This is a genomic window from Bosea sp. BIWAKO-01 (genome assembly GCF_001748145.1).
Lineage (GTDB): Bacteria > Pseudomonadota > Alphaproteobacteria > Rhizobiales > Beijerinckiaceae > Allobosea.
In genome coordinates this window covers 3005968-3029564 of the sequence record NZ_BCQA01000001.1, presented here as the reverse complement: position 1 = coordinate 3029564, position 23597 = coordinate 3005968, and the positions used below count along the sequence as shown (strand labels likewise).

General features: G+C 66.3%; 19 protein-coding genes and 1 pseudogene. 10 read left to right on the top strand and 10 right to left on the bottom strand.

All coding sequences use genetic code 11. The features are described from left to right. The 3 genes from BIWAKO_RS13980 to yddG all read left to right on the top strand — a co-directional run bounded on the left by BIWAKO_RS13980 (position 1) and on the right by yddG (position 3696). Complete coding sequence (locus BIWAKO_RS13980) at positions 1-1275, top strand: NAD(P)/FAD-dependent oxidoreductase (protein ID WP_069882475.1); 1275 nt, start codon at positions 1-3, stop codon at positions 1273-1275. A 265-nt stretch (positions 1276-1540) separates the two neighbouring features. Further along, the gene (locus BIWAKO_RS13975; RefSeq protein ID WP_069879177.1) at positions 1541-2680 is read left to right on the top strand and encodes an alpha/beta hydrolase; all 1140 of its coding nucleotides are present in this window, start codon (positions 1541-1543) and stop codon (positions 2678-2680) included. 164 nt (positions 2681-2844) lie between these two features. Continuing rightward, positions 2845-3696, top strand: a complete 852-nt coding sequence (gene yddG / locus BIWAKO_RS13970) for an aromatic amino acid exporter YddG (protein WP_069879176.1) — start codon at positions 2845-2847, stop codon at positions 3694-3696. A 6-nt stretch (positions 3697-3702) separates the two neighbouring features. Here yddG and BIWAKO_RS13965 read toward each other — a convergent pair whose 3' ends face one another. From BIWAKO_RS13965 to argH, 4 genes are all read right to left on the bottom strand, one after another. After that, complete coding sequence (locus BIWAKO_RS13965; protein ID WP_069879175.1) at positions 3703-6369, bottom strand: TIGR02302 family protein; 2667 nt, start codon at positions 6367-6369, stop codon at positions 3703-3705. A 130-nt stretch (positions 6370-6499) separates the two neighbouring features. After that, positions 6500-7792: a diaminopimelate decarboxylase gene (gene lysA / locus BIWAKO_RS13960; RefSeq protein ID WP_069879174.1), complete on the bottom strand. Its 1293-nt coding sequence runs from the start codon at positions 7790-7792 to the stop codon at positions 6500-6502. Positions 7793-7799: 7 nt separating this feature from the next. Next, entirely contained in the window at positions 7800-8060 is a 261-nt protein-coding gene (lptM, locus tag BIWAKO_RS13955; protein ID WP_069879173.1) for an LPS translocon maturation chaperone LptM, read from the bottom strand. A 165-nt stretch (positions 8061-8225) separates the two neighbouring features. Then, positions 8226-9617 (bottom strand): argininosuccinate lyase, encoded by a 1392-nt coding sequence (gene argH, locus BIWAKO_RS13950; protein WP_069882474.1) that lies wholly within the window; start codon positions 9615-9617, stop codon positions 8226-8228. Positions 9618-9628: 11 nt separating this feature from the next. Here argH and tlpA point away from each other — a divergent pair, with 11 nt between their 5' ends. The 4 genes and pseudogenes from tlpA (at position 9629) to BIWAKO_RS13935 (ending at position 11644) form a co-directional block, all read left to right on the top strand. After that, entirely contained in the window at positions 9629-10276 is a 648-nt protein-coding gene (tlpA, locus tag BIWAKO_RS13945; RefSeq protein WP_371332178.1) for a thiol:disulfide interchange protein TlpA, read from the top strand. Between the two features lie 45 nt (positions 10277-10321). After that, positions 10322-10534 (top strand): hypothetical protein, encoded by a 213-nt coding sequence (locus BIWAKO_RS37335; RefSeq protein WP_371331945.1) that lies wholly within the window; start codon positions 10322-10324, stop codon positions 10532-10534. A 36-nt stretch (positions 10535-10570) separates the two neighbouring features. Then, a pseudogene (locus tag BIWAKO_RS13940) lies at positions 10571-11305 on the top strand (carbamoyltransferase C-terminal domain-containing protein); the annotation flags it as partial. 90 nt (positions 11306-11395) lie between these two features. Continuing rightward, positions 11396-11644, top strand: coding sequence for a DUF1272 domain-containing protein (locus BIWAKO_RS13935; protein WP_069882473.1), 249 nt, complete (start codon positions 11396-11398; stop codon positions 11642-11644). A gap of 39 nt (positions 11645-11683) precedes the next feature. Here the strand turns inward: BIWAKO_RS13935 and grxD are convergent, their stop codons facing one another. The 6 genes from grxD to BIWAKO_RS13905 form a co-directional block, all read right to left on the bottom strand. After that, entirely contained in the window at positions 11684-12019 is a 336-nt protein-coding gene (gene grxD / locus BIWAKO_RS13930) for a Grx4 family monothiol glutaredoxin (RefSeq protein WP_069879171.1), read from the bottom strand. Between the two features lie 47 nt (positions 12020-12066). After that, entirely contained in the window at positions 12067-12303 is a 237-nt protein-coding gene (locus BIWAKO_RS13925) for a BolA family protein (protein WP_069879170.1), read from the bottom strand. Positions 12304-12315: 12 nt separating this feature from the next. Beyond that, positions 12316-14526 carry a phosphoribosylformylglycinamidine synthase subunit PurL gene (gene purL / locus BIWAKO_RS13920; protein WP_069879169.1) on the bottom strand — a complete coding sequence of 737 codons (2211 nt, stop codon included), beginning with the start codon at positions 14524-14526 and terminating at the stop codon, positions 12316-12318. Between the two features lie 164 nt (positions 14527-14690). Further along, positions 14691-15143, bottom strand: a complete 453-nt coding sequence (locus tag BIWAKO_RS13915; RefSeq protein WP_069879168.1) for an acyl-CoA thioesterase — start codon at positions 15141-15143, stop codon at positions 14691-14693. Positions 15144-15159: 16 nt separating this feature from the next. After that, positions 15160-16041 (bottom strand): methyltransferase domain-containing protein, encoded by an 882-nt coding sequence (locus tag BIWAKO_RS13910; protein WP_069879167.1) that lies wholly within the window; start codon positions 16039-16041, stop codon positions 15160-15162. Positions 16042-16067: 26 nt separating this feature from the next. After that, positions 16068-17924, bottom strand: coding sequence for a M3 family oligoendopeptidase (locus tag BIWAKO_RS13905; RefSeq protein WP_084651377.1), 1857 nt, complete (start codon positions 17922-17924; stop codon positions 16068-16070). Positions 17925-18089: 165 nt separating this feature from the next. Between BIWAKO_RS13905 and BIWAKO_RS13900 the strand changes: the two genes are divergently transcribed. The 3 genes from BIWAKO_RS13900 (at position 18090) to BIWAKO_RS13890 (ending at position 23588) form a co-directional block, all read left to right on the top strand. Then, positions 18090-19583 (top strand): sigma-54-dependent transcriptional regulator, encoded by a 1494-nt coding sequence (locus tag BIWAKO_RS13900; RefSeq protein WP_069879166.1) that lies wholly within the window; start codon positions 18090-18092, stop codon positions 19581-19583. Between the two features lie 108 nt (positions 19584-19691). Then, complete coding sequence (locus BIWAKO_RS13895) at positions 19692-21617, top strand: L,D-transpeptidase family protein (RefSeq protein ID WP_176733318.1); 1926 nt, start codon at positions 19692-19694, stop codon at positions 21615-21617. 255 nt (positions 21618-21872) lie between these two features. Further along, positions 21873-23588 carry a peptidoglycan L,D-endopeptidase MepK gene (locus tag BIWAKO_RS13890; RefSeq protein WP_069879164.1) on the top strand — a complete coding sequence of 572 codons (1716 nt, stop codon included), beginning with the start codon at positions 21873-21875 and terminating at the stop codon, positions 23586-23588. Positions 23589-23597 lie beyond the last annotated feature (9 nt).

Sequence of the window (23597 nt, the reverse complement as noted above, 5' to 3'; positions counted from 1 at the left end):
CTGACCTATCCCGATACCTTCTATGCCCGCACCGCAGCGACGACGAACAAGAGGGCCCCGCTGCAGGGCCGTGCCGAGGTCGATACCTGCATCATTGGCGGCGGGCTCGCCGGCCTGACCTGCGCCTATGAGCTGGCCCGGGCCGGGCGCTCGGTCGCGGTGCTGGAGGCAGAGGCGGTCGGTTGGGGCGCATCGGGTCGCAATGGCGGCTTCGTCGGCCCCGGCTATGCGCGTAGCCATGCCTCGATCGCCAGCGCCATCGGAGACGCCAAGGCGAACGAACTCCACGGCCTTTCGATCGAGGGCATGCGGATCGTCTCAGACAACATTCGCGACCTCGGCATCGCCAGTGCCGACCCGCGGCCGGGCAAGTTCGGCGTCGTGCGCTATGACAGTGGCGACAGCCTCGCTCGGGCGCGCGACCAGCTGGCGCGGGACCACGGCTACTCCGTCGATTTCTGGCCGACCGAACGGGTTCGCGAGGTGTTGCGTTCGCCGAAGTACCACCAGGCCCTGTTTGATCCCCATTCCTTCCACATCCACCCCCTCAACTATGCGCGCGCCCTGGCGGACGCCATCGAGTCGCTGGGAGGGCGGATCATCGAAGGATCGCGCGTTGTTTCTGCCGAACTCTCCGGTCCCGAGAAGCGCCTGCTCACCGCATCGGGAGAGCTGCGCGCCCGGCAGGTCGTGATCGCCTGCGGCGGCTATACCGACAACCTCGTGCCCAAGCTGCGGTCGAGCCAGTTGCCGATCGCAACCTATGTGCTGACGACCGAGGCAGCGCCGGAGGTGATCGCCGGGGCCATCCGGACGCGCGCCGCGATCGCCGATGATCGCCGAGCCGGGGATTACTACCGCATCGTCGAGGATGGCCAGCGCCTGCTCTGGGGCGGCCGCATCACCACCCGCACCAGCGAGCCGCGCGATCTCGCCGCCCTGTTGCGCCGGACCATGATCTCGACCTATCCCGAGCTCGAAGCGCTGAAGGTCGAGATCGCTTGGTCGGGCCTGATGTCCTATGCGCGGCATCTGATGCCGCAGATTGGTCAGCTCGGCCCGAATGTCTGGCACTGCCTCGGCTTTGGCGGGCATGGGCTCAACACCACTGCGATCGGCGGCCGCGTCATTGCCGAGGCCATTCTTGGAGCCAGCGATCGCCATCGCCTGTTCGCCCCCTTCGGCCTCGTCTGGAACGGCGGCGTATTCGGCACTGTCGCTGTCCAGGCGACCTATTGGCGCTATCAGATGATGGACTGGCTGCGCGAGCGTTGAGCGCGAGCGAGCGCATCCCCGCTCGCAAGTGACCGTTTTAGCGGGGGCAAGCGCAGAACTCGCAAGAATTGCGCGGCCGGAGCGCAGGCTCAACTGTATCCGCCCCCCAGAATAGGCCGCTCGAAGCAAGCGCAGACCGCTTCTTTACGGCCAGGGCTGCGCGTCATACGCTCGGCGCGCCGGGGAGCCGTACATGACCTTTTCACAAGCGGGCGTGGGATACAGGATTCGTCGTTTGGGCCGGGGTTCTCTCCTGTTGCCTCGCATGCGTTACGCGGCAATCGTCGCTGCAATCATGGCCGCTGCGCTCGCGGGCGCCTGCGCCTCGCGGCCTGAAACGGGGTTCCTGGCCCCCGTTGCAGCAGTCGAGGCCGGGTCGACCTCTCACACCATACTGGTTGCCACCACCCGCCAGCGCGACGAGCGGCCAGGGACGCTCTTCAACGGCGAGCGTGCCATGCCGCTCGATTTCGCCAAGATCGAGGTCTCGGTTCCGCCAACGCACACACCTGGCGAAATCGAATGGGCCTCGACGGCTCCGGGCGATCCGAAGGCCAATTTCGTCGTGCGCCAGGCCGGCTATCTCGACGGGGAGCAGGCCTTCATCAGGACGCTCAACGCCCAGCTCGCCTTGCGCCCACGCGGGAGCCGCAACGTCGTGCTCTTCATCCATGGCTACAACACCATGTTCGCGGAAGGGCTCTACCGCTTCGCCCAGGTCATGCACGATTCCCAGGCCCCCGCCGTACCGGTGCTGTTCACCTGGGCATCGCGCGGGGCGCTGACACAATATGTCTATGACTCGAACAGCGCGACCGCAGCGCGCGACAACCTCGAACGGACGATCCGGCTGCTCCTGGCCAGCAACGCTGAAAAGGTCAATATCCTGGCCCATTCCATGGGCAACTGGGTGACTGTCGAAGCCCTGCGCCAGATCAAGATCTCCGGCGGGCTCGTTGGCGCCGAGAAGATCGATATTGTCATTCTGGCGGCGCCCGATATCGACATCGACGTCTTCAAGACGCAGATGCGGCGTTTCGGAAAGCCAAAGAAGCCGTTCTTCATCGTGCTCTCCAAGGATGACAAGGCGCTTGGTGCATCGAGTTTCATCGCCGGTGGCCAGGGCCGCGTCGGGGATGCCGAGAACGCGGATGAACTGGCAGCGCTTGGCGCCGTTGTCCTCGACATGACCGACGTCAAGGCCACCGATTCGAGCAATCACGGCAAGTTCGCGCAATTGGCGGAGATCGCGCCTCAATTGAAGAGCACGCTGGAGCGCGGTGTCGGCAGGCAGGCCCACGCATCGGAGAATGCGCGCGAGGCTCTGGGCGACTCGCTTGAAGCGATCGTCTCGGTGCCCCTCAAGATCCTGGGCGCACCGATCAAGATCATAACCGGACGGTAAGCCGGCCGCGAGACCTGTTCGACGCGGCCGCGGGATCAGCGCGCCACAGCTTGCAAGCATGCAAGCCGCGTCCCCCGCATCGGGCGAGCGCTGCGATCAATGGGCAGCAAGCCGTCGATCTGATAACGCCAGCAGCATCCCGCCCCCGAGCAGCTTTCCCGCCGATGACCTCCCGCACCGCGACCCTCACCGGATTTGGCGCCATCCTGCTCTGGTCGACGCTGGCGCTGTTCACGGCCATGTCCGGTCGCGTACCGCCGTTCCAGCTCGTCGGCATGACGTTTGCCATCGGCGGCTTGCTGATCCTCTGCATCACCGCCGCACGTGGGCAACTGCGCAGGGTTCGGCCGACCTGGGGCTCTTTCGCGCTTGGCCTCTACGGCCCCTTCGGCGACACCGCGCTCTACTATGCCGCGGTCAAGACCGCGCCGGCGGCCGAGGCCAATCTGATCCACTATCTCTGGCCATTGCTGATCGTGCTCTTTGCCGCGCTGCTGCCGGGCGGACGCCTGAAGCTCCGGCATCTGATCGGGGCATTGATCGGGCTCGCGGCGACGGCGCTGCTGATCTCGGGCGGGCTCGACGCAGGCGGCGGGCTCTCGCTCGGGCACGGACTTGCCGCGCTGGGCGCCTTCGTCTGGGCGAGCTACTCGGTCCTATCGCGCCGGTTTGCCGAGGTTCCGTCCGAGAGCCTCGGCGTCACCTTGCTTGGCTGCGCTGTGGCCGCCTTTGCGTGCCACGCGGCCTTCGAGACGACACTCTGGCAGCTGACGACAGTTGAATGGGGCGGCGCGCTCGGGCTCGGTCTCGGCTCGATCGGGCTGGCCTTCATCTGCTGGGATATCGGCATGAAGCGCGGCGACGTCGCCTTCCTCGGTGTCGCCTCCTATGCCGCACCGGTGCTCTCCACCCTCATCCTCGTGATCGCGGGCTATGCGGCCGCGAGCTGGCTGCTCGCGGCATCCTGCGCGCTGATCGTGGCCGGGGCGCTGGTTGCAAGCTCCCGCAAGGCCTGAAGGCGCTCAGTTCCGCCGGAGCAACCGCTCGAGATAGTCGAGTTCTTCGAGCGGCCGGGACGGATCTCCGAGACGACGGCGGAGCTCTTCGAGGATGCGCCGTGCCCGTTGCGTCGCGCTTTCATCGGCTCCCGGCACGCGCACGCGGCCATCGGCCCAGTCGCGCTGACGCTGCGGCCGTCCGAGCGGATCGTCACGACCGCGCTGCTGTGCCGAAGGCCGCCCGGCCGGCTGGCCGTCCGGCTCGCCGAAGGCACCCTCCGTACCGTCGCCGTCACCCGGTTGCCCCTGCATTTGCTGGGCAAGGTTCTGCCCGCCACGGCGCAGGGCATCGAGCGCCTTGCCTTGCGATTCGAGCGCGCCTTCGCCCTGCCCCTGGCCGAGCTGGCCTTCCGCCTCGCGCATGGCCTGTTCGGCCTCGCCGAGTTCGCCGGACTCCGGGGCGCCCATGCCGCGCATCCGCCGCTGCAGATCCTGCAGGCGCTCGCGCAGAGCCTGCTGGCGTTGCGACAGCCCCTGCCCCTGACCCTGTTGGCCTTCGGCGCCCTGCTGCCCGTCCTCGCCCTCGCCGTCTTCGCCTTCCTGCCCCGGCTGCTGCTGTCCGCGCTGCCCGCGCTGGCCCTGCTGACGCTGTCCCTGGCCAGGGCGCGCCTGCTGCTGGCCGGGGCGCCGGCCCTGCTGCGCCCGGTTCTGACGCTGCTGTTCCTGCTGGTAGGTTTCATCGCGCAGGTTCTGCTGGTCGCGGGTCATCCGGTCGAGATCGCCGAGCGCCTGGTTCATCTCGCGCTGCCGCGGATCCTGCTGGCCGGGCCGCGCCATCTGGAGATTGTTGAGGAGGTTGTTCAGCTCCTCCATCAGCCGCTGAGCCTCGGCCATGTCGCCGCGCCGGGAAAGCTCTTCGATCCGGTTCAGCATGTTCTGCAGATCGCGCGGCGTCACCGAGCGGAAATTCTCCGGCAGTTGAGCCTGGTTCTGGTCGCCATTCTGCTGCTGGCGCTGCATCTGCTGGGCCAGCTCGCGCATGAACTTGTCGAGCGCCCGCCGCATATCTTCGGTCAGCTTGCGGATCTCTTCCTCGGACGCCCCGCGCTCCAGAGCCTGCTGCAGCCGTTCCTGGGCGGCGCGCAGATCGCGCTCCGCATCGGAGAGATCGCCGTCCTCGAGCTGGAGCGCCATGCCCCACATCAGGTCCGCGACATCGCGCAACTGGTCGTCATTGGTGGCGCGCCGCAGCCTTTCGCCGATCATGCGCATGCCGAGATAGACGCCGGCCTCCTTCATGAAGCGCCCAGGCTCGATCAGCAGCGCGTCCATGGCGAGCTGGACGTGCTTGCGCGCGTCGACATCCATGACGAGCTTGCGTCTCTGCTCGACCAGCGCCTTGGCGAGCGGCTTGGTGAAGGTGCGCTGCGGCAAGACGACCTCGACCGTCTCGCTGCGGCCCTCCTGCCCAGCTTCGTCTCGGGCGACGAGCACCATCCTGACATTGGCGCCGGCCCAGGGATGAGCCGAGAAATCGACCGTATTCTTCAGTTCTTCCTCGCCGGATGGGGAGGACGGAACGCTGAGCGCCTGTTTCGGCGGCTCGACCAGCGAGCGCCCGCCCGATGGCGGCCCGGTCCGTGAGACGACGACCTCGGCCGAGGCAATGCCGTAATCATCCTTGGCGCGGAACGTCAGCCCCAGCCCGCCTTGCACCCCGCTGACCGGCTTCGGCGGCTCGACGAAGCTGATCTGGGGCGGCTGGTCAGCAACTGCGGTCAGGGTGAGCGTCGTCTGAGGCGCGCCGCTGCCGGTGATCCTGAGCGTGCCATTGCCGGCCAGCATGTAGCGCTTTTCCAGCACGGCAACAGAGGCTGCCTCGACCGGCTTGCCATCCTTCGCCTGCGGCGGTGGCAGCACATCGAGTCGGCCCGTGGTCACGACATCCATGCCGCTCTTGCCGGCGATGCGAATCACGACGGTCGATTTTTCCGGCGCGGTGAAGGCGGTGCCGTGCAGCCGGGCGAAGTCGATCAGGATCGGCGGCAAGCGGGTATAGGCGGGCGGATCGATCCAGGCATCGATCCGGGCGGCGGCAACCGGCGCCGACGGACCACGCCAGTCAAAGGCAGCCGAGATACGGGGCCCAGCCTCGTGCCCAGCGACAAAAAAGGCGGTGACGGCCGCAAGCAACGGCACGGCGCGAATGGCAAGCCGGTCGCGCATCGCCATGCGTGGCCGCGGCGGGGCGACCCGCAAGCCGGCGATCTGCGCGCCCTGGCGCTCGACGTGAAGCTTCCACAGCGCCTGGGAAACCGGATCGTTCGAACCGACGGCGAGACTGTCCTCCAGCGCCGAGGCCGGGCGATGCGCCCCTTGCAGCGACTGGTCGAGCCGCGCCAGCGCATCGCGCCGCGACGGCAAGGGCGTGCGAACAACATGCCAGATGCTGGCAGCCAGCGCAGCCAAGAAGAGCACGACACCCATGGCGCGGGCCTGCCAGGGCAGGTGCGTCCACAGCCCCAGCCAGGACAGCGCCAAGAACGTGAGGATGACTGCCGCGGGCAACCAGAGCCGGGGCCAGAGGCGCTCCCAGGCAAGCGAGGCGCGGGACACCGCGGCCAGCCTGCCAAGGCGCTGGCGGATGCTCCCGATCGGATCAAGCGCCGTGCGGCGCTGCGCCTCTTTCATGCCGTCGCTCCGAGCCGCCCCCGCTCCGCGTGAACCCCACCAAGTAACAGCACGCTAGCACGTGAATATGGCAAGGCCAGAGTACAGCCCCGTCACACACAGGCCGCTCCGCGTTTCGTGAACCGCAGGCTCAGGCCAGCCAAGGCGGTGCACGATCCGTGCCGATCAGGTCTTCATAGCTCTGGCGCGGGCGCGTCACGGCAAATTCGGCACCCTTGACCAGCACTTCGGCGACCAGCGGGCGCTGATTATAAGTCGAAGACATGCTGGCGCCATAGGCCCCTGCTGTCATGAAGGCGATCAGATCGTGCTGCTTCAGCTCCGGCAGCAGGCGATCGGTGGTGAAGGTGTCGCCCGATTCGCAGATCGGTCCGACCACATCATAGGCAAGCTTGCGCATCTCGGCAGCGGGCTCTGCCACCGGCCAGATCTCGTGATAGGCCTCGTACATCGCCGGCCGCAGCAGGTCGTTCATCGCCGCATCGACGACGAGAAACTGCTTGGTGGGCCGCGAATTGAGATGCAACACCTGCGTCAGCAGGACGCCGGCATTGCCGACGATCAGGCGGCCGGGCTCGAAACCAAGTTCGACGTCGAGCCCCTTGGTGACACGTCCGACCATGGCGGCGTAATCCTCGATCAGGCTCGGCCCATGATCGAAATCCTTCGGGATCTCGTAGGGAATCCCCAGGCCACCGCCGAGATCGAGCCGGTCAACCCGATGCCCCTCGGCCCGCAGGCTGCCCACCAGGCCGACCATCTTGGCGTAAGCCGCCTCGAAAGCCTCGGTCTCGCGGATCTGGCTGCCGATATGGACCGCCAGCCCCATCATCCGGACGCCCGGCATATTGGCGGCGCGTGCGTAGAGCCGGCTCGCCTCCTCGAAGGAAACGCCGAACTTGTTGGCGGCGGAGCCGGTGGTGATCTTGGCGTGGCCGCCGGCGCCGACATCGGGATTGACGCGGAAGACAGCCTCCTGGCGCTTGCCGAGCCTCGCCGCCACCTTCGACAGCAGGTCGAGTTCGCTCTCCGACTCGATGTTGATCTGGAAGATGCCGGCCCCGACAGCGAAGGCGAGTTCGCTCTCGCTCTTGCCGACACCGGAAAAGACGATCTTCTCGGGAGCGAAACCGGCGGCAAGCGCCTTGCGCACTTCGCCTTCCGAGACGGTATCGGCCCCCGCGCCGAGCGCGGCCAGCGTCTTCAGGACGCCGAGATTGCCGTTCGCCTTGACGGCATAGAACACATGCGGCGCCGGCCCTGCGGGATCGATGCCGCGCATTGCGCTCTCGAACAGCCTGTAGTGCCGCTCGATCGTCGCCGAGGAATAGACATAGACCGGCGTCCCGACCTCGGCCGCAATCCGGCGCAGATCGACATCCTCGGCGAAGAGCGCGCCGTCGCGATAGGCAAAGTGATGCATCGGGATCTCAGAGCAGAGGGTCGAGCAGGAAGCTCTTGTTCGGAATGGCAATGGCGCGGCTCGATTTCGGCGGCTTGGCGATCGGCGACGTCGTGGTGTCCGGCACGCGGTTCTCGACCGCACCGATGTCCTCGTCAGGCAGGTCGATGGCGTTGGTCGCGTTCGGCGGCGCTTCGAGCGGTCCCTTGCGGCCGCAGGCAGTCAAAGCGAGACCTAGCAGGCCGGCGACCACGATGGCGCGGCCGAGTTTCAGGCGGGGATGCGGCACGAACGGGAATCCTCGGGCAATATGTGGCGGGTACTGTAGCGAAAGGCGCGCGCGCTTGCGAGCCTTTGCAGCGACGGAGCGTCATTCCCAGGGCAGAGTGCAGGGTAGCCCCGGGAATCGCCTGCGGTCATGCCCCGGTCGAGCCGGGGCACCTCCCACGAATTGTCACTGCTGCTCCTTGGCGAGCTGCTTCAGCCAGCGCTTGGCCTGGCGACGGACATTGGCCGGCGCCGTGCCGCCATAGCTGACACGGCTCTTCACCGACTGTTCGACGCCGAGCACGGCGAAGACAGCCTCGGTGATCTTCGGCTCGACGTCCTGCATCTCGGCCAGCGTCAGCTTCTCCAGCCCGACGCCCCTGGCAGAAGCGAGGCCGACCAGCTTGCCGGTGACGTGATGCGCATCCCGGAACGGCATCTTCAGAACCCGGACCAGCCAATCGGCAAGGTCGGTCGCGGTGGCGTAGCCGAGGCCCGCCGCCTTCTTCATCACCTTCAGATTGGGCTCCATGTCGCGGACCATGCCCGACGTGGCGGCAAGGCAAAGCGAGAGCGACTGCAGCGCATCGAAAGTGCCTTCCTTGTCCTCCTGCATATCCTTGGAATAGGTGAGCGGCAGCCCCTTCATCATCGTCAGCAGCGCCTGAAGATGCCCGAAGACGCGTCCCGCCTTGCCGCGCACCAGTTCGGCGGCGTCGGGATTGCGCTTCTGCGGCATGATCGAGGAGCCGGTCGAGAACTTGTCCGAGAGCTTGACGAAGCCGAACTGGGGCGTCGCCCACAGCACGATCTCCTCGGCGAAACGCGATAGATGCATGGCGCAGATCGAGGCCGCCGCGAGTGTCTCCAGGACGAAATCGCGATCCGAGACGGAATCCAGTGAATTGGCCGTCGGCCTGGCGAAGCCGAGCGCCTTGGCCGTGTGGAAGCGATCGATCGGAAAGGATGTACCGGCAAGCGCCGCAGCACCGAGCGGGCATTCGTTGAGGCGTTCGCGCGCATCGTGGACACGACCGCGGTCGCGCGCCAGCATTTCGACATAGGCGAGCATATGATGCCCGAAAGTCACCGGCTGCGCCGACTGCAGATGCGTGAAGCCCGGCATCACCGCGCCGGCATGGGCCTCGGCCTTTTCGGCAAGAGCCAGTTGCAGGTCGGCGATCTGCCGATCGAGCGTTTCGAGCGTATCGCGCACCCACAGGCGCATATCGGTCGCGACCTGATCGTTGCGCGAGCGGGCCGTGTGCAGACGGCCCGCCGCAGCGCCGATCCGCTCCTTGAGATTGCTCTCGACATTCATGTGAATGTCTTCGAGAGCGCGGGAGAACGTGAACGTGCCGGCCTCGATCTCGGCCTCGATCGCCTTGAGCCCTGCGCTGATCACGTTCACATCTTCGCGGGTCAGGATGCCGGTCTCGCCCAGCATCGCCGCATGCGCCAGCGAACCCCGGATATCCTGGCGCCACAGGCGCTGGTCGAAGTCGATGGAGGCATTGATCTCCTCCATGATCGCGTCCGGCCCCGTGGCGAAACGCCCTCCCCACATGCGATTGCTCACGACGCTCTTTCCTGCTTTTTGGACGCCCAATGACGTCTCGTTCGAAAACACTTGCCGCCTTCGGCGCTCTCGCCCTGATTGCACTCGGCGGCGTCGCGGCCTTCTACTCTGTCCAGGGCCAGGCCGGCAATTCGGGATCATGCTCTGCCGCGGCAGCGACCGCTGAAAAACTGCGGCCATTGGCACGCGGCGAACTTGCAGCCGTAGAGGTTGCAAAAGCCTCGCAACCCCTGCCGAACCTCGCCTTCAACGGCCCCGACGGCCAGCCCACGACATTGTCGGCCTTCAAGGGGCGGACCGTCCTGGTCAATCTCTGGGCGACCTGGTGCCTGCCCTGCCTGCATGAGATGCCGTCGCTGGACGCGCTGCAGGGCAAGCTCGGCGGCCAGGATTTTGCGGTGGTAGCGGTCAATATCGACACCCGGAACCTCGAAAAGCCGAAAACCTGGCTTGCCGAGCGCAAGATCGATCAGCTCCGCTATTACGCCGATCCGGAGGCGAAGGTCTTCCAGGATCTGCGCTCGGCCAAGAAGATCGAAGGCATGCCGGTCAGCTTCTTGGTCGACCCGTCGGGCTGTGAACTCGCGATGCTCCAGGGCCCTGCCGACTGGGCCAGCCAGGACGCGCTCTCCTTCATCCGCACGGCGCTCGGACGCTGAGCCGCCACGGTTTGCCTGATCGCGCGCTCTGCATATCGTTGCGGCATGAGCTACACGATCGGCCTCGCGACCACTTTCCACGACCCCGCGATCGCGATCGTTGGCCCCGATGGCGAGGTGCTCTTCGCCGAGGCGACCGAGCGCTACCTGCAATATAAGCGCGCCCCGAATTGCGAGCGCGATTCCGCGCCGCGGATGGAAAGCCTGCTCAAGCGCTACATCCCGGCAGGCGCTCCGGTACAGATCGCGACGACCTGAAGCGGGGAGATCACCGGGTTCCTCGAGCAGATGCACGGCTTCAGCAAGGTGTTCGTCCCCTCCGCTCCCGCCGATGACGGCAATGCCATTGGGGCGGCCTAGCTCGCCCATGCCGAGGCACATCCGGACTGGCGCGCACCGAAGGGCCCGATGACGCCCTATCTCGGCTCGCGCGTCTCGACCGAGCCGCTGGAGCGCATGGCGGCCTGGGGGCCCCGCCTGAAGCGTCTCGCACCGAAGGAGGTCGCCCCGGTGACAGCCCGGCTGCTTGCCGAGGGCAAGCTTGTCGGCTGGGTCCAGGGCAAGGCCGAATTCGGCCCACGTGCGCTCGGGAACCGCTCGATCCTTGCCGATCCGCGCCCGACCGATGCCAAGGATCTGCTCAACGCCAAGGTCAAATATCGCGAGGCCTTCCGCCCCTTCGCCCCGTCGATTCTGGCCGAACACGGCACGGACTGGTTCGAGGACTACCAGGACTCGCCCTATATGGAGCGCACCCTGGTCTGGAAGCCGCCCGTGCGCGGACGCGTCCCCGCCGTGGTTCATGAGGACGCAACAGGCCGGCTCCAGAGCGTCACGGCCGACCGCAACGAGCGCTATCACGCACTGATCTCAGCCTTCCACGCCATCACCGGCGTGCCGGTGATCCTCAACACCTCGTTCAACATCATGGGCAAGCCCATTCTGCACACGGCAGAGGATGCGATCCTGATGTTCTACACCAGCGGCCTCGATGCGCTGGTCGTCGAGGACTGGCTTTTGGTGAAATAATCGCCTGGGCTGATCGATCTCATCAGCAAGTCGCGCTGGCGGCGCAGCATCGCCGGTCGCATGATCTCCCCGCCGCGTCTGGAGAATGCCATGCTGCAACTTCGCCCGAACTGTGAATGCTGCGACCGCGACCTGCCGCCGGAGGCGCGCGACGCGATGATCTGCACCTTCGAATGCACCTTCTGCGCCGACTGCAGCGAGACGCGCTTCAAGGGCGCTTGCCCGAACTGCGGCGGCGAACTGGTGCGCAGGCCGATCAGGCCCGCCGACAAGCTGAAAAAATACCCGCCCTCGCAGGACCGGATCCGCAAGCCCCACCCGGAATGCGCCGCGGCCTGAAGGCTACGACGCAAGCTCCGCGGATGCGTCGGACGAGCCTTAGCTCGCCTGCTTGACGGTGATGCCCTTTTCCTCGAACAGCGCCTGCAGCTCGCCAGCCTGGAACATCTCGCGGGTGATATCGCACCCGCCGATGAACTCGCCCTTGACGTAGAGCTGCGGGATGGTCGGCCAGTTGGAATAGGCCTTGATGCCCTCGCGGATCTCCTGGTCTTCCAGCACGTTCACGCCCTTGTAGGACACGCCGAGATAACCAAGGATCTGGGCGACCTGCCCGGAGAAGCCGCACATCGGGAACTGGGGCGTGCCCTTCATGAAGAGCACGACGTCGCTGGACTTCACTTCGGCGTCGATACGGGCGTTGACGTCGCTCATCGGTCTTCTCTCCTGAGGCGGGGTCAAGGCCCGCCGGATCATCTCTACTAATTCTGGGGAACCGTCGTCGTCAGCGCAAGGGCATGCAGCACGCCGCCCATGCGGCCTTGCAGCGCGGCATAGACCATCTGATGTTGCTGAACCCGGCTCTTGCCCTTGAAGGCGGCCGAGGTCACGGTCGCCGCGTAGTGGTCGCCATCCCCCGCGAGATCCTTGATCTCGATAACCGCGTCCGGCAGCGCCGCCTTGATCATCGCCTCGATATCGCGCGCGTCCATCGCCATGATCGTGTCTCCTTACGCGCCCTTGGCCGACATATAGGTCGGGAACCAGCCCTCATGCGCCTTGTCGAGCGCGGTCAGCGCAACCGGCGCCTCGCCCGGCAGTGCAAGGGCGTTTCCGCCGGTCCGCCCGATGAGAGCGGCAGGCACGCCGGCCGTGCTGGCCTCGGTCAGAAGCCCCTCGGCGGCGCTCGACGGCACGGTGACGAGGTACCGCGCCTGATCTTCACCGAACAGGACGGCATGAGCCGCCCCCGCGGGAAGCTGCGTCACGCTCGCGCCAACGCCGCCGGCAAGTGCCATCTCGGTCAGGGCAACCGCGAGGCCGCCATCCGACAGATCATGGCAGGCGCTGACGCGGCCGGCCGTGATCAGCGCACGCACGAATTCGCCATTGCGGCGCTCGATCGCGAGATCGACCGGCGGCGGCGCGCCTTCTTCCCGGCCGCAGATGGTCGCGAGATAGGCCGACTGGCCGAGCCAGCCGGAGGTCTCGCCGATCAGGATGATGCTCTCGCCTTCAGCCTTGAAGCCGACAGTCGCGTGCTTCGTCACGTCGGCCAGAACACCGACGCCACCGATCGTCGGGGTCGGCAGAATCGAGACGCCATTGGTCTCGTTGTAGAGAGAGACGTTGCCGGAGACGACCGGGAAGTCGAGCACCTTGCAGGCTTCGCCGATACCCTTGATGCAGCCGACGAGCTGACCCATCACCTCGGGACGCTCGGGATTGCCGAAATTCAGGTTGTCGGTGATGGCGAGCGGCGTAGCGCCGACGGCGGTGAGATTGCGCCAGGCTTCGGCGACCGCCTGCTTGCCGCCCTCGAACGGGTCCGCCTCGCAATAGCGCGGCGTCACGTCGGCGGTCATGGCAAGGCCCTTCGGCCCCGCCTCGATGCGGACGATGCCGGCATCGCCGCCGGGCGTGACCACCGAGTTTCCGAGGATCAGCGTGTCGTACTGCTCATAGACCCAGCGCTTCGAGCAGAGCTCCGGCGAGCCGACGAGCTTCAGCAAGGCATCCGCGTTCGACATGGGCGGCTTTACCGCCGCCGCCTCGATGATCGCCAGCTTCGGTGTCTCGATCCAGGGCCGGTCATATTCGGGAGCCTCGTCGCCGAGTTCCTTGATCGGCAGGTCGGCCATGGTCTCGCCCTGGTGCTTCACGACGAAGCGCAAGGTGTCGGTGGTCTTGCCGACCACGGCGAAATCCAGACCCCATTTCTTGAAGATCGCCTCGGCCGGCTCCTCGTGACCCGGCTTGATCACCATGAGCATGCGCTCCTGGCTCTCCGAGAGCATCATCTCATAGGCGCTCATCTGCTCTTCGCGGCAGGGCACCGCATCAAGATCGAGCTCGACGCCGAGATCACCTTTGGCCCCCATCTCGACGGCCGAGCAGGTCAGCCCGGCTGCGCCCATGTCCTGGATGGCATCGACATGCCCGGCCGCCATGATCTCGAGGCAGGCTTCCAGCAGCAGCTTCTCGGCGAAGGGGTCGCCGACCTGCACCGTCGGGCGGCGTTCCTCGCCGCCATCGCCGAAGGCGGCCGACGCCATGGTTGCGCCGTGGATGCCGTCGCGACCGGTCTTGGACCCGAGATAGACGATCGCCTTACCGACACCCGACGCCTTGGCGTAGAAAATCTCGTCGGTCTTGGCGAGACCGACCGCCATGGCATTGACCAGGATGTTGCCGTCATAGCGCGTGTGGAAGCCGACTGCGCCGCCGACCGTCGGGACACCGAAGGAATTGCCGTAGCCGCCGATGCCGGCAACCACGCCCGAGACAAGATGACGGGTCTTGGGGTGCGAGGGATCGCCGAAGCGCAACGCATTCAAGGCTGCGATCGGGCGCGCGCCCATGGTGAAGACGTCGCGCAGGATGCCGCCGACGCCGGTGGTCGCGCCCTGATAGGGCTCGATGAACGAAGGGTGGTTGTGGCTCTCCATCTTGAAGACCACCGCGAGCCCATCGCCGATATCGATGACGCCGGCATTCTCGCCCGGGCCCTGGATCACCCAGGGCGCCTTGGTCGGCAGCGTCTTCAGATGGATCTTCGAGGATTTATAGGAGCAATGCTCGTTCCACATCGCCGAGACGATGCCGAGCTCCGTGATCGTCGGTTCGCGACCGATCAGGTGGAGGAAACGCTGATATTCGTCCGGCTTGAGGCCGTGCTCGGCCACGAGTTGCGGAGTGATCTTGATCTCGTTGGGAATCACGGCTCGCCTGGTCCCTGATCGCGGACGCCCGGCCCGCCTCTGATGCGCGGGGCATAACCTGCTTGTCCGCCGGAGACAACGCATTCCCGCCGATCATCGCCATGCAGGCGTGCATTCAAGCCTGTTCCGCCCGTAAGAGCACCAACGGGTGCCCCGCGCTGAGATCAGCCCGGCGCGTCCGATACGGCGAGCGCCTGAAGCGCATCGCGCAATCCAGCCGGGATCGGGGCCGGCTTCTGGCTGGCGCGCCCGACATAGACATGGGTGAAGCGGCCCTGCGCCGCCGCCTGCTCACCATCGCGCCGGAAAATGCCGATCCGATAGGTCACCGAACTGCGGCCCAGTTTCTCGACCGCAATTCCAGCCTCAATCGTCTCGGGGAAGGCGACGCTTTCGAAATAGGTGCAGGCCGTTTCGACCACGAGGCCGACAATCTCGCTTCCCGCAAGATCGAGATGCCCCTGCTCGATCAGCCAGGCATTCACCGCCGTGTCGAACCAGGAGTAATAGACCACGTTGTTGACGTGACCATAGGCGTCGTTATCGGCCCAACGCGTCGGAATCGCGCGAAACAGCCTGAAATGGGAGCGAGCAAGCCGTACCGCGCGTTCGCTCATGGGCTGCTGCTCCCCGTCATTGCCCCGGCTTCTCGCCTGTCCCGATCTCGGGCACGCCGAGCGCATCCGCCAGCCTCGCCTTGGCCGAGCCCGGCCTGAGTGGCTTCTGCTGGCTCTCATGCGGCGCCCAGCCGGAAAGCCAGACGATCTCGAACGTGGCGCGCAACCGGCTGTCGGGATCGGCAAAACGCTCGGCATAGAGCGCAGCTGCGCGCATCAGGGTGTCGCGACGTAGCGGCGCCTTGCGCCGGTCGGTCAGCGCATTGGCCCAACCCATCGCGCGTAGATCACGCAGCAGGCCGAACAGATCGCGATAGCGCACCGTGACGAGTTCGCTGTCGACCACCGGAAGCGCGAATCCCGCGCGCTGCAGCAGGCTGCCCATGTCGCGCAGATCGGCGAAGGGCGCGACACGCGGGCTCACGCCGCCGGTCGTCTCGGCTTCGGCGGCAAGCAGGACTTCGCGCAATTCCTGAAGCGTGCGACCGCCCAGCAGGCAGCCGATGAAGAGGCCATCGGGCCTGAGAGCCCGCCTGATCTGGATCAGCGCCCCTGGCAGGTCGTTGACGCCGTGCAGGGCGAGCAACGAAGCCGCGAGATCGATCGAGGCCGCAGCAAGCGGCAAGCGCTCGAGATCCCCGACGACATCGCCTCTCCCCCCCTCGGTCTCCGCCATTCGCCAGAGCGCCTCGGCCTTGGCGCGCAGCACGGGTGCTGCAACCGGCAGCGGAGTGCCGAGATCGGCCGCCAATGCGAAGCGGCGCAGCACCGCAGCCAGCCTCTCCTGGAGATCCTCGCTGGCGCGGGCCAGCAGGAAATCGGGATAGCCGCCCGCCACCGCCCGTGCCTGGCGGCGGCGGACGAGATCACGATCGAAAACGAGGGGCCCCTCAGCCATACCCGCGCTCCAGCGCTATTGCGGCCTCACGCCATTCCTTCCAGCTCGATGATCAGCCCCTCGATCATGGTGAGGCCGATCTGCCAGAAAGCGGGATCGCGCGCATCGAGACCAAACGGCTTCAAAAGCTCGGAGTGGTGCTTGGTTCCACCGGCCGAGAGCAAGGCGAAATAGCGCTCCTGAAAGCCCCCGGCCGAGTTCTGATAGACGCCGTAAAGCGAGTTCACCAGGCAATCCCCGAAGGCATAGGCGTAGACGTAGAAGGGCGAATGAATGAAATGCGGGATATAGGCCCAGAACGGCTCATAGCCCGGTCCAAGCGTGATCGCCGGCCCGAGACTTTCCGCCTGCACGCTCATCCAGAGTTCGCAAAGCTGGTCCGCCGTCAGCTCGCCTGCCTTGCGCGCTTCATGCACCTTGCGCTCGAAGGAGTAGAACGCGATCTGGCGCACGACCGTATTGATCATGTCCTCGACCTTGGCCGCCAGCATCGCCTTGCGCTGCTTCGGATCGGTGGTTCCGTCGAGCAGCTTGCGGAAGGTGAGCATCTCCCCGAAGACGCTCGCCGTCTCCGCCAGGGTCAGCGGCGTCGGTGCCATCAGCGCCCCGTTCGGCGCTGCCAGAACCTGATGCACGCCATGCCCGAGCTCATGGGCGAGTGTCATCACGTCGCGCGGCTTGCCCTGGTAGTTCAGCAGGACATAGGGGTGGACTGACGGCACGGTCGGGTGCGCGAAGGCGCCGGGCGCCTTGCCCGGCCGGGCCGGCGCATCGATCCAGCCCTCGTCAAAGAAGCGCCGGGCAATGCCAGCCATCTCCGGCGAAAAGGCGCCATAGGCGTCGAGAACCGTGTCGCGCGCCTCGGTCCAGGGTATCGTGCGCTGCTCGACCTTCGGCAATGGCGCGTTGCGGTCCCAGTAATCGAGCGCCTCGCGGCCAAACCAGCGCGCCTTCAACTTGTAGTAGCGGTGCGACAGGCGCGGATAGGCCTCGCGCACAGCCGCGACCAGGGCATCGACGACCTCTCGCTCGACCCGGTTCGCCAAATGCCGCGAATCGGCGACATCCTCGAATTTGCGCCAGCGGTCGGAGATTTCCTTGTCCTTGGCCAAAGTGTTGGTGATCAGCGAGAACGTGCGCAGATTGCCGCGCAGCACTGTGCCCAGCGCTTCGGCCGCAGCCTTGCGCACCGCGCCGTCGGCATCCTGCAGCTTGTTCAGGGTGAGCTCGAGCGTCAGCTCCTCGCCATTCACCGTGAACCGCAGCGAGGCGACGGTCTCGTCGAAGAGCCGGTTCCAGGCACCGCGCCCCGTCACCGACTTCTCGTGGAACAGTTCCTCGATCCGGTCTTCGAGCTGGTGCGGCTTGTCCTTGGCGAGATCCTCGATCCAGGGCTGCCAATGGCTCAGCGGCGGCCCGGCCGCGACCTTGGCCAGCAGCGCCTCGTCGAGGCGGTTGAGTTCGAGCCCGAAGAACAGCAATTCGGTCGAGGCGGTCGTCATCCGGTCCTGGGTGTCACCATAGAACTTGGCGCGCTTCGGATCGGTGGTGTCGCCGGAGTAGACGAGGCCGGCATAGGACATGATCTTGCCGAGCAGATCGTCCAGCTGCTCATAGGCTCGCACAGCCTCGGCCAGTGTCGCGCTTGCGTCGTCACGGGCGGCGAGATCCGCCAGCTTGCCGCGATAGAGTGCGGCGAAACGCTGCGAGTCGGTCAGCGCGCGGTCGAGATCGGCGCTGAACTCGGGCGAATCCATCGACGGATAGAGATGGCTGAGATCCCATTCCGGCAGCTTGCCCAGCGCCTTCGCGGTCTTGGCGGCGCTGCTCGCCGCGCTTCTTGCGACGTTGGCGGAGATCGTCCCGTCGAAAGCAGTCGTCATGTCAAAGGCACCTCGCTGGCGAAACCATCCATACCCATATGCGCGGACAAGGCCGCGCGATCAACGCCGCCGCCCGCCGCCTGCGCTTAAGAGCGGCTTAACCGTTCTGGATGACAGTGCCCCGAAACGGAACACTGATTCTGCAGCGACCGGCATCGAGGTGTCATGACAACCACCGTTCTCGTCGTTGATGACGATCCCGTTCAGCGCCGACTGCTCGACGCCATGCTCAAGCGCTTCGGCTATGACGTCGTCGTGACCGAGAGCGGCGACGAGGCGCTTGCCCTGCTCGGCAATGGCGAGACCGGAGCCTTCGACGCTGTGGTTCTCGACCTGGTCATGCCCAATCTCGATGGCATGGGCGTGCTCTCCCGGCTGCGTGAACGCGGCATCGACACGCCGGTGATCGTGCAGACCGCGAACGGCTCGATCGAAACCGTGGTCTCGGCGATGCGCGCCGGCGCCGTCGATTTCGTGGTCAAGCCGGTCGGCACCGAGCGGCTGCAGATATCGATCAAGAACGCGCTTAAGCTCGGCGCGCTGGAACATGAACTGCGCTATCTCAAGCGCCGCGCCTCGGGGCAGCTCGGCTTCCGCGACCTCGCCACCAAGAGCCCGGACATGGGCCGCGTCATCGGACTGGCCGAACGCGCCGCGAAATCGAACATCCCGATCCTGATCGAGGGCGAATCCGGCGTCGGCAAGGAGGTGCTGGCGCGCGCCATCCAGGGCTCCAGCGACCGCAAGGGCAAGCCCTTCGTCACGGTGAACTGCGGCGCAATCCCGCATAACCTCGTCGAATCCATCCTGTTCGGCCACGAAAAGGGCGCCTTCACCGGCGCCACCGAACGCCATATCGGCAAGTTCGTCGAAGCCAATGGCGGCACGCTCTTCCTCGACGAAGTCGGTGAATTGCCGCTCGATGCCCAGGTCAAGCTCCTGCGTGCGATCCAGGAAGGCGAGGTCGACCCTGTCGGCGGCAAGAAATCGGTGCGCGTCGACATCCGGATCATTTCAGCCACCAACAAGAGCCTGCTCGATCAGGTGAAGCGCGGAGAATTTCGCGAGGATCTCTACTATCGCCTGAATGTCTTCCCGATCACGCTGCCGCCACTGCGGCAACGCTGGGAGGACATCGCCGATCTGGCCCGCGGCTTCCTCGTGCGTTTCGCGGCCGAAGAGGGCAAGAAGCTGCGGGCGATCTCGCCAGAGGCTCTCAACCTGATCAACGGCTACGACTGGCCGGGCAATGTCCGCCAGCTCGAGAATGCGATGTTCCGGGCGGTCGTGCTCGCGGATGGCGATGAACTGACCATCGCCGAATTCCCCCAGATCGCGGCGCAGATGGAAGGCTTTGAGGTCCATATTCCGGCCGCGCCAACCGCAACCGCTCGCCCCGAGCCGCGCGACGAGGCGCCGCGCATCATTCAGGTGCCGGTGCGCGATCCCAACGCGCTCGATTTGGTCGCAGGCTCCGACATCCGCAGGCTCGAAGAGCTCGAGCGCGAGATCATCAAATTCGCCCTGGCGCATTATCGCGGACACATGTCCGAGGTCTCGCGCAAGCTCGGCATCGGTCGCTCGACGCTCTATCGCAAACTCAAGGATTACGGGCTGATCGAGGGCGATGCCGCATCCACGAACTCGGATGCGGCATAGGCGTTATAGAGCTGAAAGATGCCCGCTGTTGCACCCCCGCATCTTGTCGAAACAGGCCGAGTCACGCAGGTATCGCGGATATCAGGCAGAGCTATAAGGAACTGGACCATGCGTCGTCGCCACTGGGCGAGCTTTGCTTCTGCATCGGTCCTGGCCATGGCCCTCGGCACCGGATATGCGCTTGCGCAAGGCACTCCTGAGCCTGAACTCGGCATTGCCCTGCCCGAGCAGCCGGCACTGCTGATCCTGAACGGCGACAAGCCGCCCGAGAGCCTGACGCCCCCGGTCTTGCCAGAGGTTGTCGTCACGATCGAGACCGCCCCCAAGGCCGGGAACGCCGAGCGGGAGATGGTGACGGGCACTGTTGCCCCCTCGGTCCAGCCACAGGGCGGGCTTGCTCCGCTCGAGGTCCCGCCGACACCTGCCACGACGCCCGGCGTCGACCTCGACGAGCCTGTGGTGCTCGACATCCCAGCCATCGATCTGCCGCCCTCCGATCCAGCGCTTGCCCCCGCCGCCAGGCCTGCGCCGCTGCGCTCCGCCGAACCCGTGATTGCGCCGCCGGACTTGCCCAAGGCCGTGGTCGAGCTTCCCGCCGGGCCGGCGCTCGCCGCCGAAATCACCGAACGTGCGGCGGAAGCGCTGGCATTGCCGCGCCTCGCGGAACGCGAGCGCAGCGAGATCCTCGCCGCCTATCAGGCTTTCGAGAACCGTCCCTTCTGGATCGACGGCAAGGGCTGGAGCGCGGCCGCCAAGCTGCTCGTGGCGCAACTGAGCCGCGCCGGCGAGGATGGCCTGCGACCGACCGACTATCCGCTGCCGGTTTTCGAGGCCAGCGACAAGGGCAGCCTCGCCGAGGCCGATGTCCGGCTTTCCGCGCTCGCCGTGCTTTATGCCCGCGACGCGCGCGGCGCCCGCATCGACCCGCGCCGGCTTTCCAAGCTGCTCACGCCGACGCTGTATCTCCCCTCCGCCACCGAGGTCCTCTCCGAGATCGCGGCTGTTCCCGATCCGGGCAAGGTGCTGGCGGCCTACAACCCGCCGCATGAGGGCTATCGCCGGCTGAAGGCCAAGCTCGCCGAACTGCGCCATCACCAGGACGATACGCCCATGGTGCGCATTCCCGCCGGCCCTCCGCTCAAGCTCGGCATGCGCGACGAGCGCGTACACCTGATCCGCGCCCGGCTCGGCCTCGGCCCGTCCGATGAGGCTGTGTTCGATCGCTCGACCGCCACCGCAGTCGCCGAGTTCCAGAAACAGGCAGGCCTGCGCGCCAACGGCATCCTCAGCGCCCAGACGATTGCGGCGCTCGGCACGCCGGCGACGAACCGCGCCCAACAGGACATCGTCGCGCAAATGGAGCGCTGGCGCTGGCTGCCCGCCGATCTCGGCCAGACCCATATCATGGTGAATGTGCCGGAATTCCAGATGCGGGTGATCCGCGACGGCAAGGTGGTGCACCACGCCCGCACCATCGTCGGCAAGCCTGAATCGGCGACGCCGATTTTCTCGCACCGGATGGACCATGTCGTGGTCAACCCGTCCTGGTTCGTGCCGCCATCGATCCTGAAGAAGGAATTCCTGCCCGGTCTCGCCGCCGATCCGGACTATGCCGCCAAGCGCGGCTACGTCGTGACCCGCCGCGGCAACAACATCTCGGTGCGCCAGCCGCCGGGCGAGCGCAACGCGCTCGGCTGGATCAAGTTCATGTTCCCGAACGACCATGCCGTCTACCTGCATGACACGCCGAACCGCCGGCTCTTCGCGACGGATCGCCGGGCCTATAGCCATGGCTGCGTGCGCGTCGACAATCCTTTCCTGCTTGCCGACCAGGTGCTCGGCCCGGAATGGACGACAGAGCGTCTGAAGCGTCTGATCGGCTCCGGCGAGCGCACCATCCGGCTGCCGCAGCCGCTGCAGATCCACCTCGTCTACAACACTCATGTCGTCCAGCCGGACGGCAAGCTGGTGACCTTCGACGATATCTACGGCTTCCACCGCATGGTGCGGCAGGCTCTGGAGCAGCGGGGCTGAGATCGTGGCGAAATATGGGATCGGGCACTTTTTCGCCACGATCCACAGCTAGCCAGCCTGGGTAGAAAGAATCGTAGCGTACAGGTTACCTGCTTGTTAACCTGCTATTAAGGCATCTCCGCAACTGTTCGTTGACGTTTGCCGAGCTCCTTGCCGGCGCATCGAGACGGGTCAAGTAGCTTGAGCAGATCCTCAGCCACCATGCCGAGACGGCTTCTGCTACGCGTAACGCCGGGGTTCCGTGGCGGATTGACGATGGCGATTGCGTTCGCGGCCCTCGTCTGCGGCATTCGCGGCACGCAGAACGCCGTCGCCAATGGTGACACGCGCACGATCTCCATCCGGCACATGCACACCAAGGAAGAGATCACCGTAACCTTCAAGCGTGACGGACGTTATGTCGCCGAAGGTCTGGAGAAGCTGAACTGGGCCCTGCGCGACTGGCGCATCGACGAACCGATCAAGATGGACCCGCGCCTGTTCGACGTCGCCTGGGAGGTTCAGCGCACCGTCGGCTCCGAACAGCCCTTCCACGTCGTCTCAGCCTATCGCTCGCCCGGTACCAATTCGATGCTGCGCCGACGCTCGCGCGGCGTCGCCAAGCATAGCCAGCACACGCTTGGCAAGGCGATGGACTTCTACCTGCCGGATACCCCGACAGCCAGGATTCGCGAAGCCGGCATGCGGCTGCAACGCGGCGGCGTCGGCTTCTATCCGGGCGCGCATACGCCATTCGTCCATCTCGATGCCGGCTCGGTCCGCTCGTGGCCGCGCATGACGCGCGACCAGCTGGTGCGCCTCTTCCCCGACGAGAAGACCGTGCATCTGCCGGCCGATGGCCAGCCGCTCGCCGGATACGAGCTGGCCAAGGCCGATGTCCTGGCGCGCGGTGGCGCCGTGGCTGGTTATGCCGCCGCCGATCTCGATGAAGGCGCGGTGATCTCATCCGGGCGCAAGAGCCTGTGGGCCGCCCTCTTCGGCGGCGATGACGAGGAAGCGGATGCGCGGCCTCAGCGCGGGCGCGCCCCCGCGCCGAAGCCGCAACCGGTCGTCATGGCCTATGCCCGACAGAATTACGCCGACAGCAGCTCGGAGGATGGCGGCACGCGCTTTGGCGCATCGCTCGTTGCAGCCCCGGCGCCGGAGCCAGCCCCGCGCGTGGCCCGCCCAAGCCGTCAGGCACCGGTCCCGGCGGAGCCGCCGGTTCAGGTCGCGGCGCTCGCACCAGCGCCCGCTCCCGAAGAGGTCAGGCCGAAGCTGATCGACGCGCCGCTTCCCATCGCACGCCCTGGCGGCCTCACACCGCCGGCTGGGCAGCAGGGCGTTGTCCAGGTTGCTGCACTGCCGCAGCAAGGTGGAGCACTTGCCTTCGCACCTCAGCTTGCGCCCGGCGGCCGCCCCGGCGAGGAGCAGAAATTGATCTTGGCCTCGCTGCCGCCGCGCCGTCCCGGCGAAATGACGGCCCTGGTCGAGACGATCGTCGCCGGCAAGCCGATGGCCGCCCCGCTGCCCCCGTCGCGTCCGGTCGCCTTTGCGAACCTAGCCACAGCCTCGTTGCGCGGCAGCGATGCCGACCCGGTGCCGGCCGTCCAGCAGGAAGGCAAGCTGGTCACGATCACTCATCCGATGCCGCCGAGCCGGCCGCAACTCGGAAGCACGGTGATTGCCCGGACCGAGCGGAACAACGGTGGCAGCCCTGCCCCCACGCCGATCGTTGCGCAATATGAGGCCGATCGTTCGAACCTGGACTCGCTCTTCGCCGCCGTCAGCCGTCCCGCCCCCGAGGGCCGCAAGGTGACGGTTGCGACCGCACGCGCCAAGGCCGCCTCGGCCCCGCCACCCGGCTGGGTCCAGGGCCCCGGCCCTGCCGCCTCGCTCGGCTTCAGCCATGCCGATCCGAGCGACGCCAAGACCGGCAGCTTCAGCGGCCCTGCGGTCAAACCGCTGCCGACGAACTTCGTCCAGAACTGAGCAGGCTGG

What these genes read in the sequence shown, in the direction of transcription:
- BIWAKO_RS13895 (WP_176733318.1), top strand. Translation starts at nt 19,692, where the DNA reads ATGCGTCGTCGCCACTGGGCGAGCTTTGCTTCTGCATCGGTCCTGGCC.
- BIWAKO_RS37335 (WP_371331945.1), top strand. Translation starts at nt 10,322, where the DNA reads ATGAGCTACACGATCGGCCTCGCGACCACTTTCCACGACCCCGCGATC.
- lysA (WP_069879174.1), bottom strand. Translation starts at nt 7,792, where the DNA reads ATGCATCACTTTGCCTATCGCGACGGCGCGCTCTTCGCCGAGGATGTC.
- BIWAKO_RS13915 (WP_069879168.1), bottom strand. Translation starts at nt 15,143, where the DNA reads ATGAGCGAACGCGCGGTACGGCTTGCTCGCTCCCATTTCAGGCTGTTT.
- BIWAKO_RS13905 (WP_084651377.1), bottom strand. Translation starts at nt 17,924, where the DNA reads ATGACGACTGCTTTCGACGGGACGATCTCCGCCAACGTCGCAAGAAGC.
- BIWAKO_RS13925 (WP_069879170.1), bottom strand. Translation starts at nt 12,303, where the DNA reads ATGGCGATGGACGCGCGCGATATCGAGGCGATGATCAAGGCGGCGCTG.
- BIWAKO_RS13935 (WP_069882473.1), top strand. Translation starts at nt 11,396, where the DNA reads ATGCTGCAACTTCGCCCGAACTGTGAATGCTGCGACCGCGACCTGCCG.
- BIWAKO_RS13900 (WP_069879166.1), top strand. Translation starts at nt 18,090, where the DNA reads ATGACAACCACCGTTCTCGTCGTTGATGACGATCCCGTTCAGCGCCGA.
- grxD (WP_069879171.1), bottom strand. Translation starts at nt 12,019, where the DNA reads ATGAGCGACGTCAACGCCCGTATCGACGCCGAAGTGAAGTCCAGCGAC.
- BIWAKO_RS13890 (WP_069879164.1), top strand. Translation starts at nt 21,873, where the DNA reads ATGGCGATTGCGTTCGCGGCCCTCGTCTGCGGCATTCGCGGCACGCAG.
- BIWAKO_RS13965 (WP_069879175.1), bottom strand. Translation starts at nt 6,369, where the DNA reads ATGAAAGAGGCGCAGCGCCGCACGGCGCTTGATCCGATCGGGAGCATC.
- BIWAKO_RS13975 (WP_069879177.1), top strand. Translation starts at nt 1,541, where the DNA reads ATGCGTTACGCGGCAATCGTCGCTGCAATCATGGCCGCTGCGCTCGCG.
- yddG (WP_069879176.1), top strand. Translation starts at nt 2,845, where the DNA reads ATGACCTCCCGCACCGCGACCCTCACCGGATTTGGCGCCATCCTGCTC.
- BIWAKO_RS13910 (WP_069879167.1), bottom strand. Translation starts at nt 16,041, where the DNA reads ATGGCTGAGGGGCCCCTCGTTTTCGATCGTGATCTCGTCCGCCGCCGC.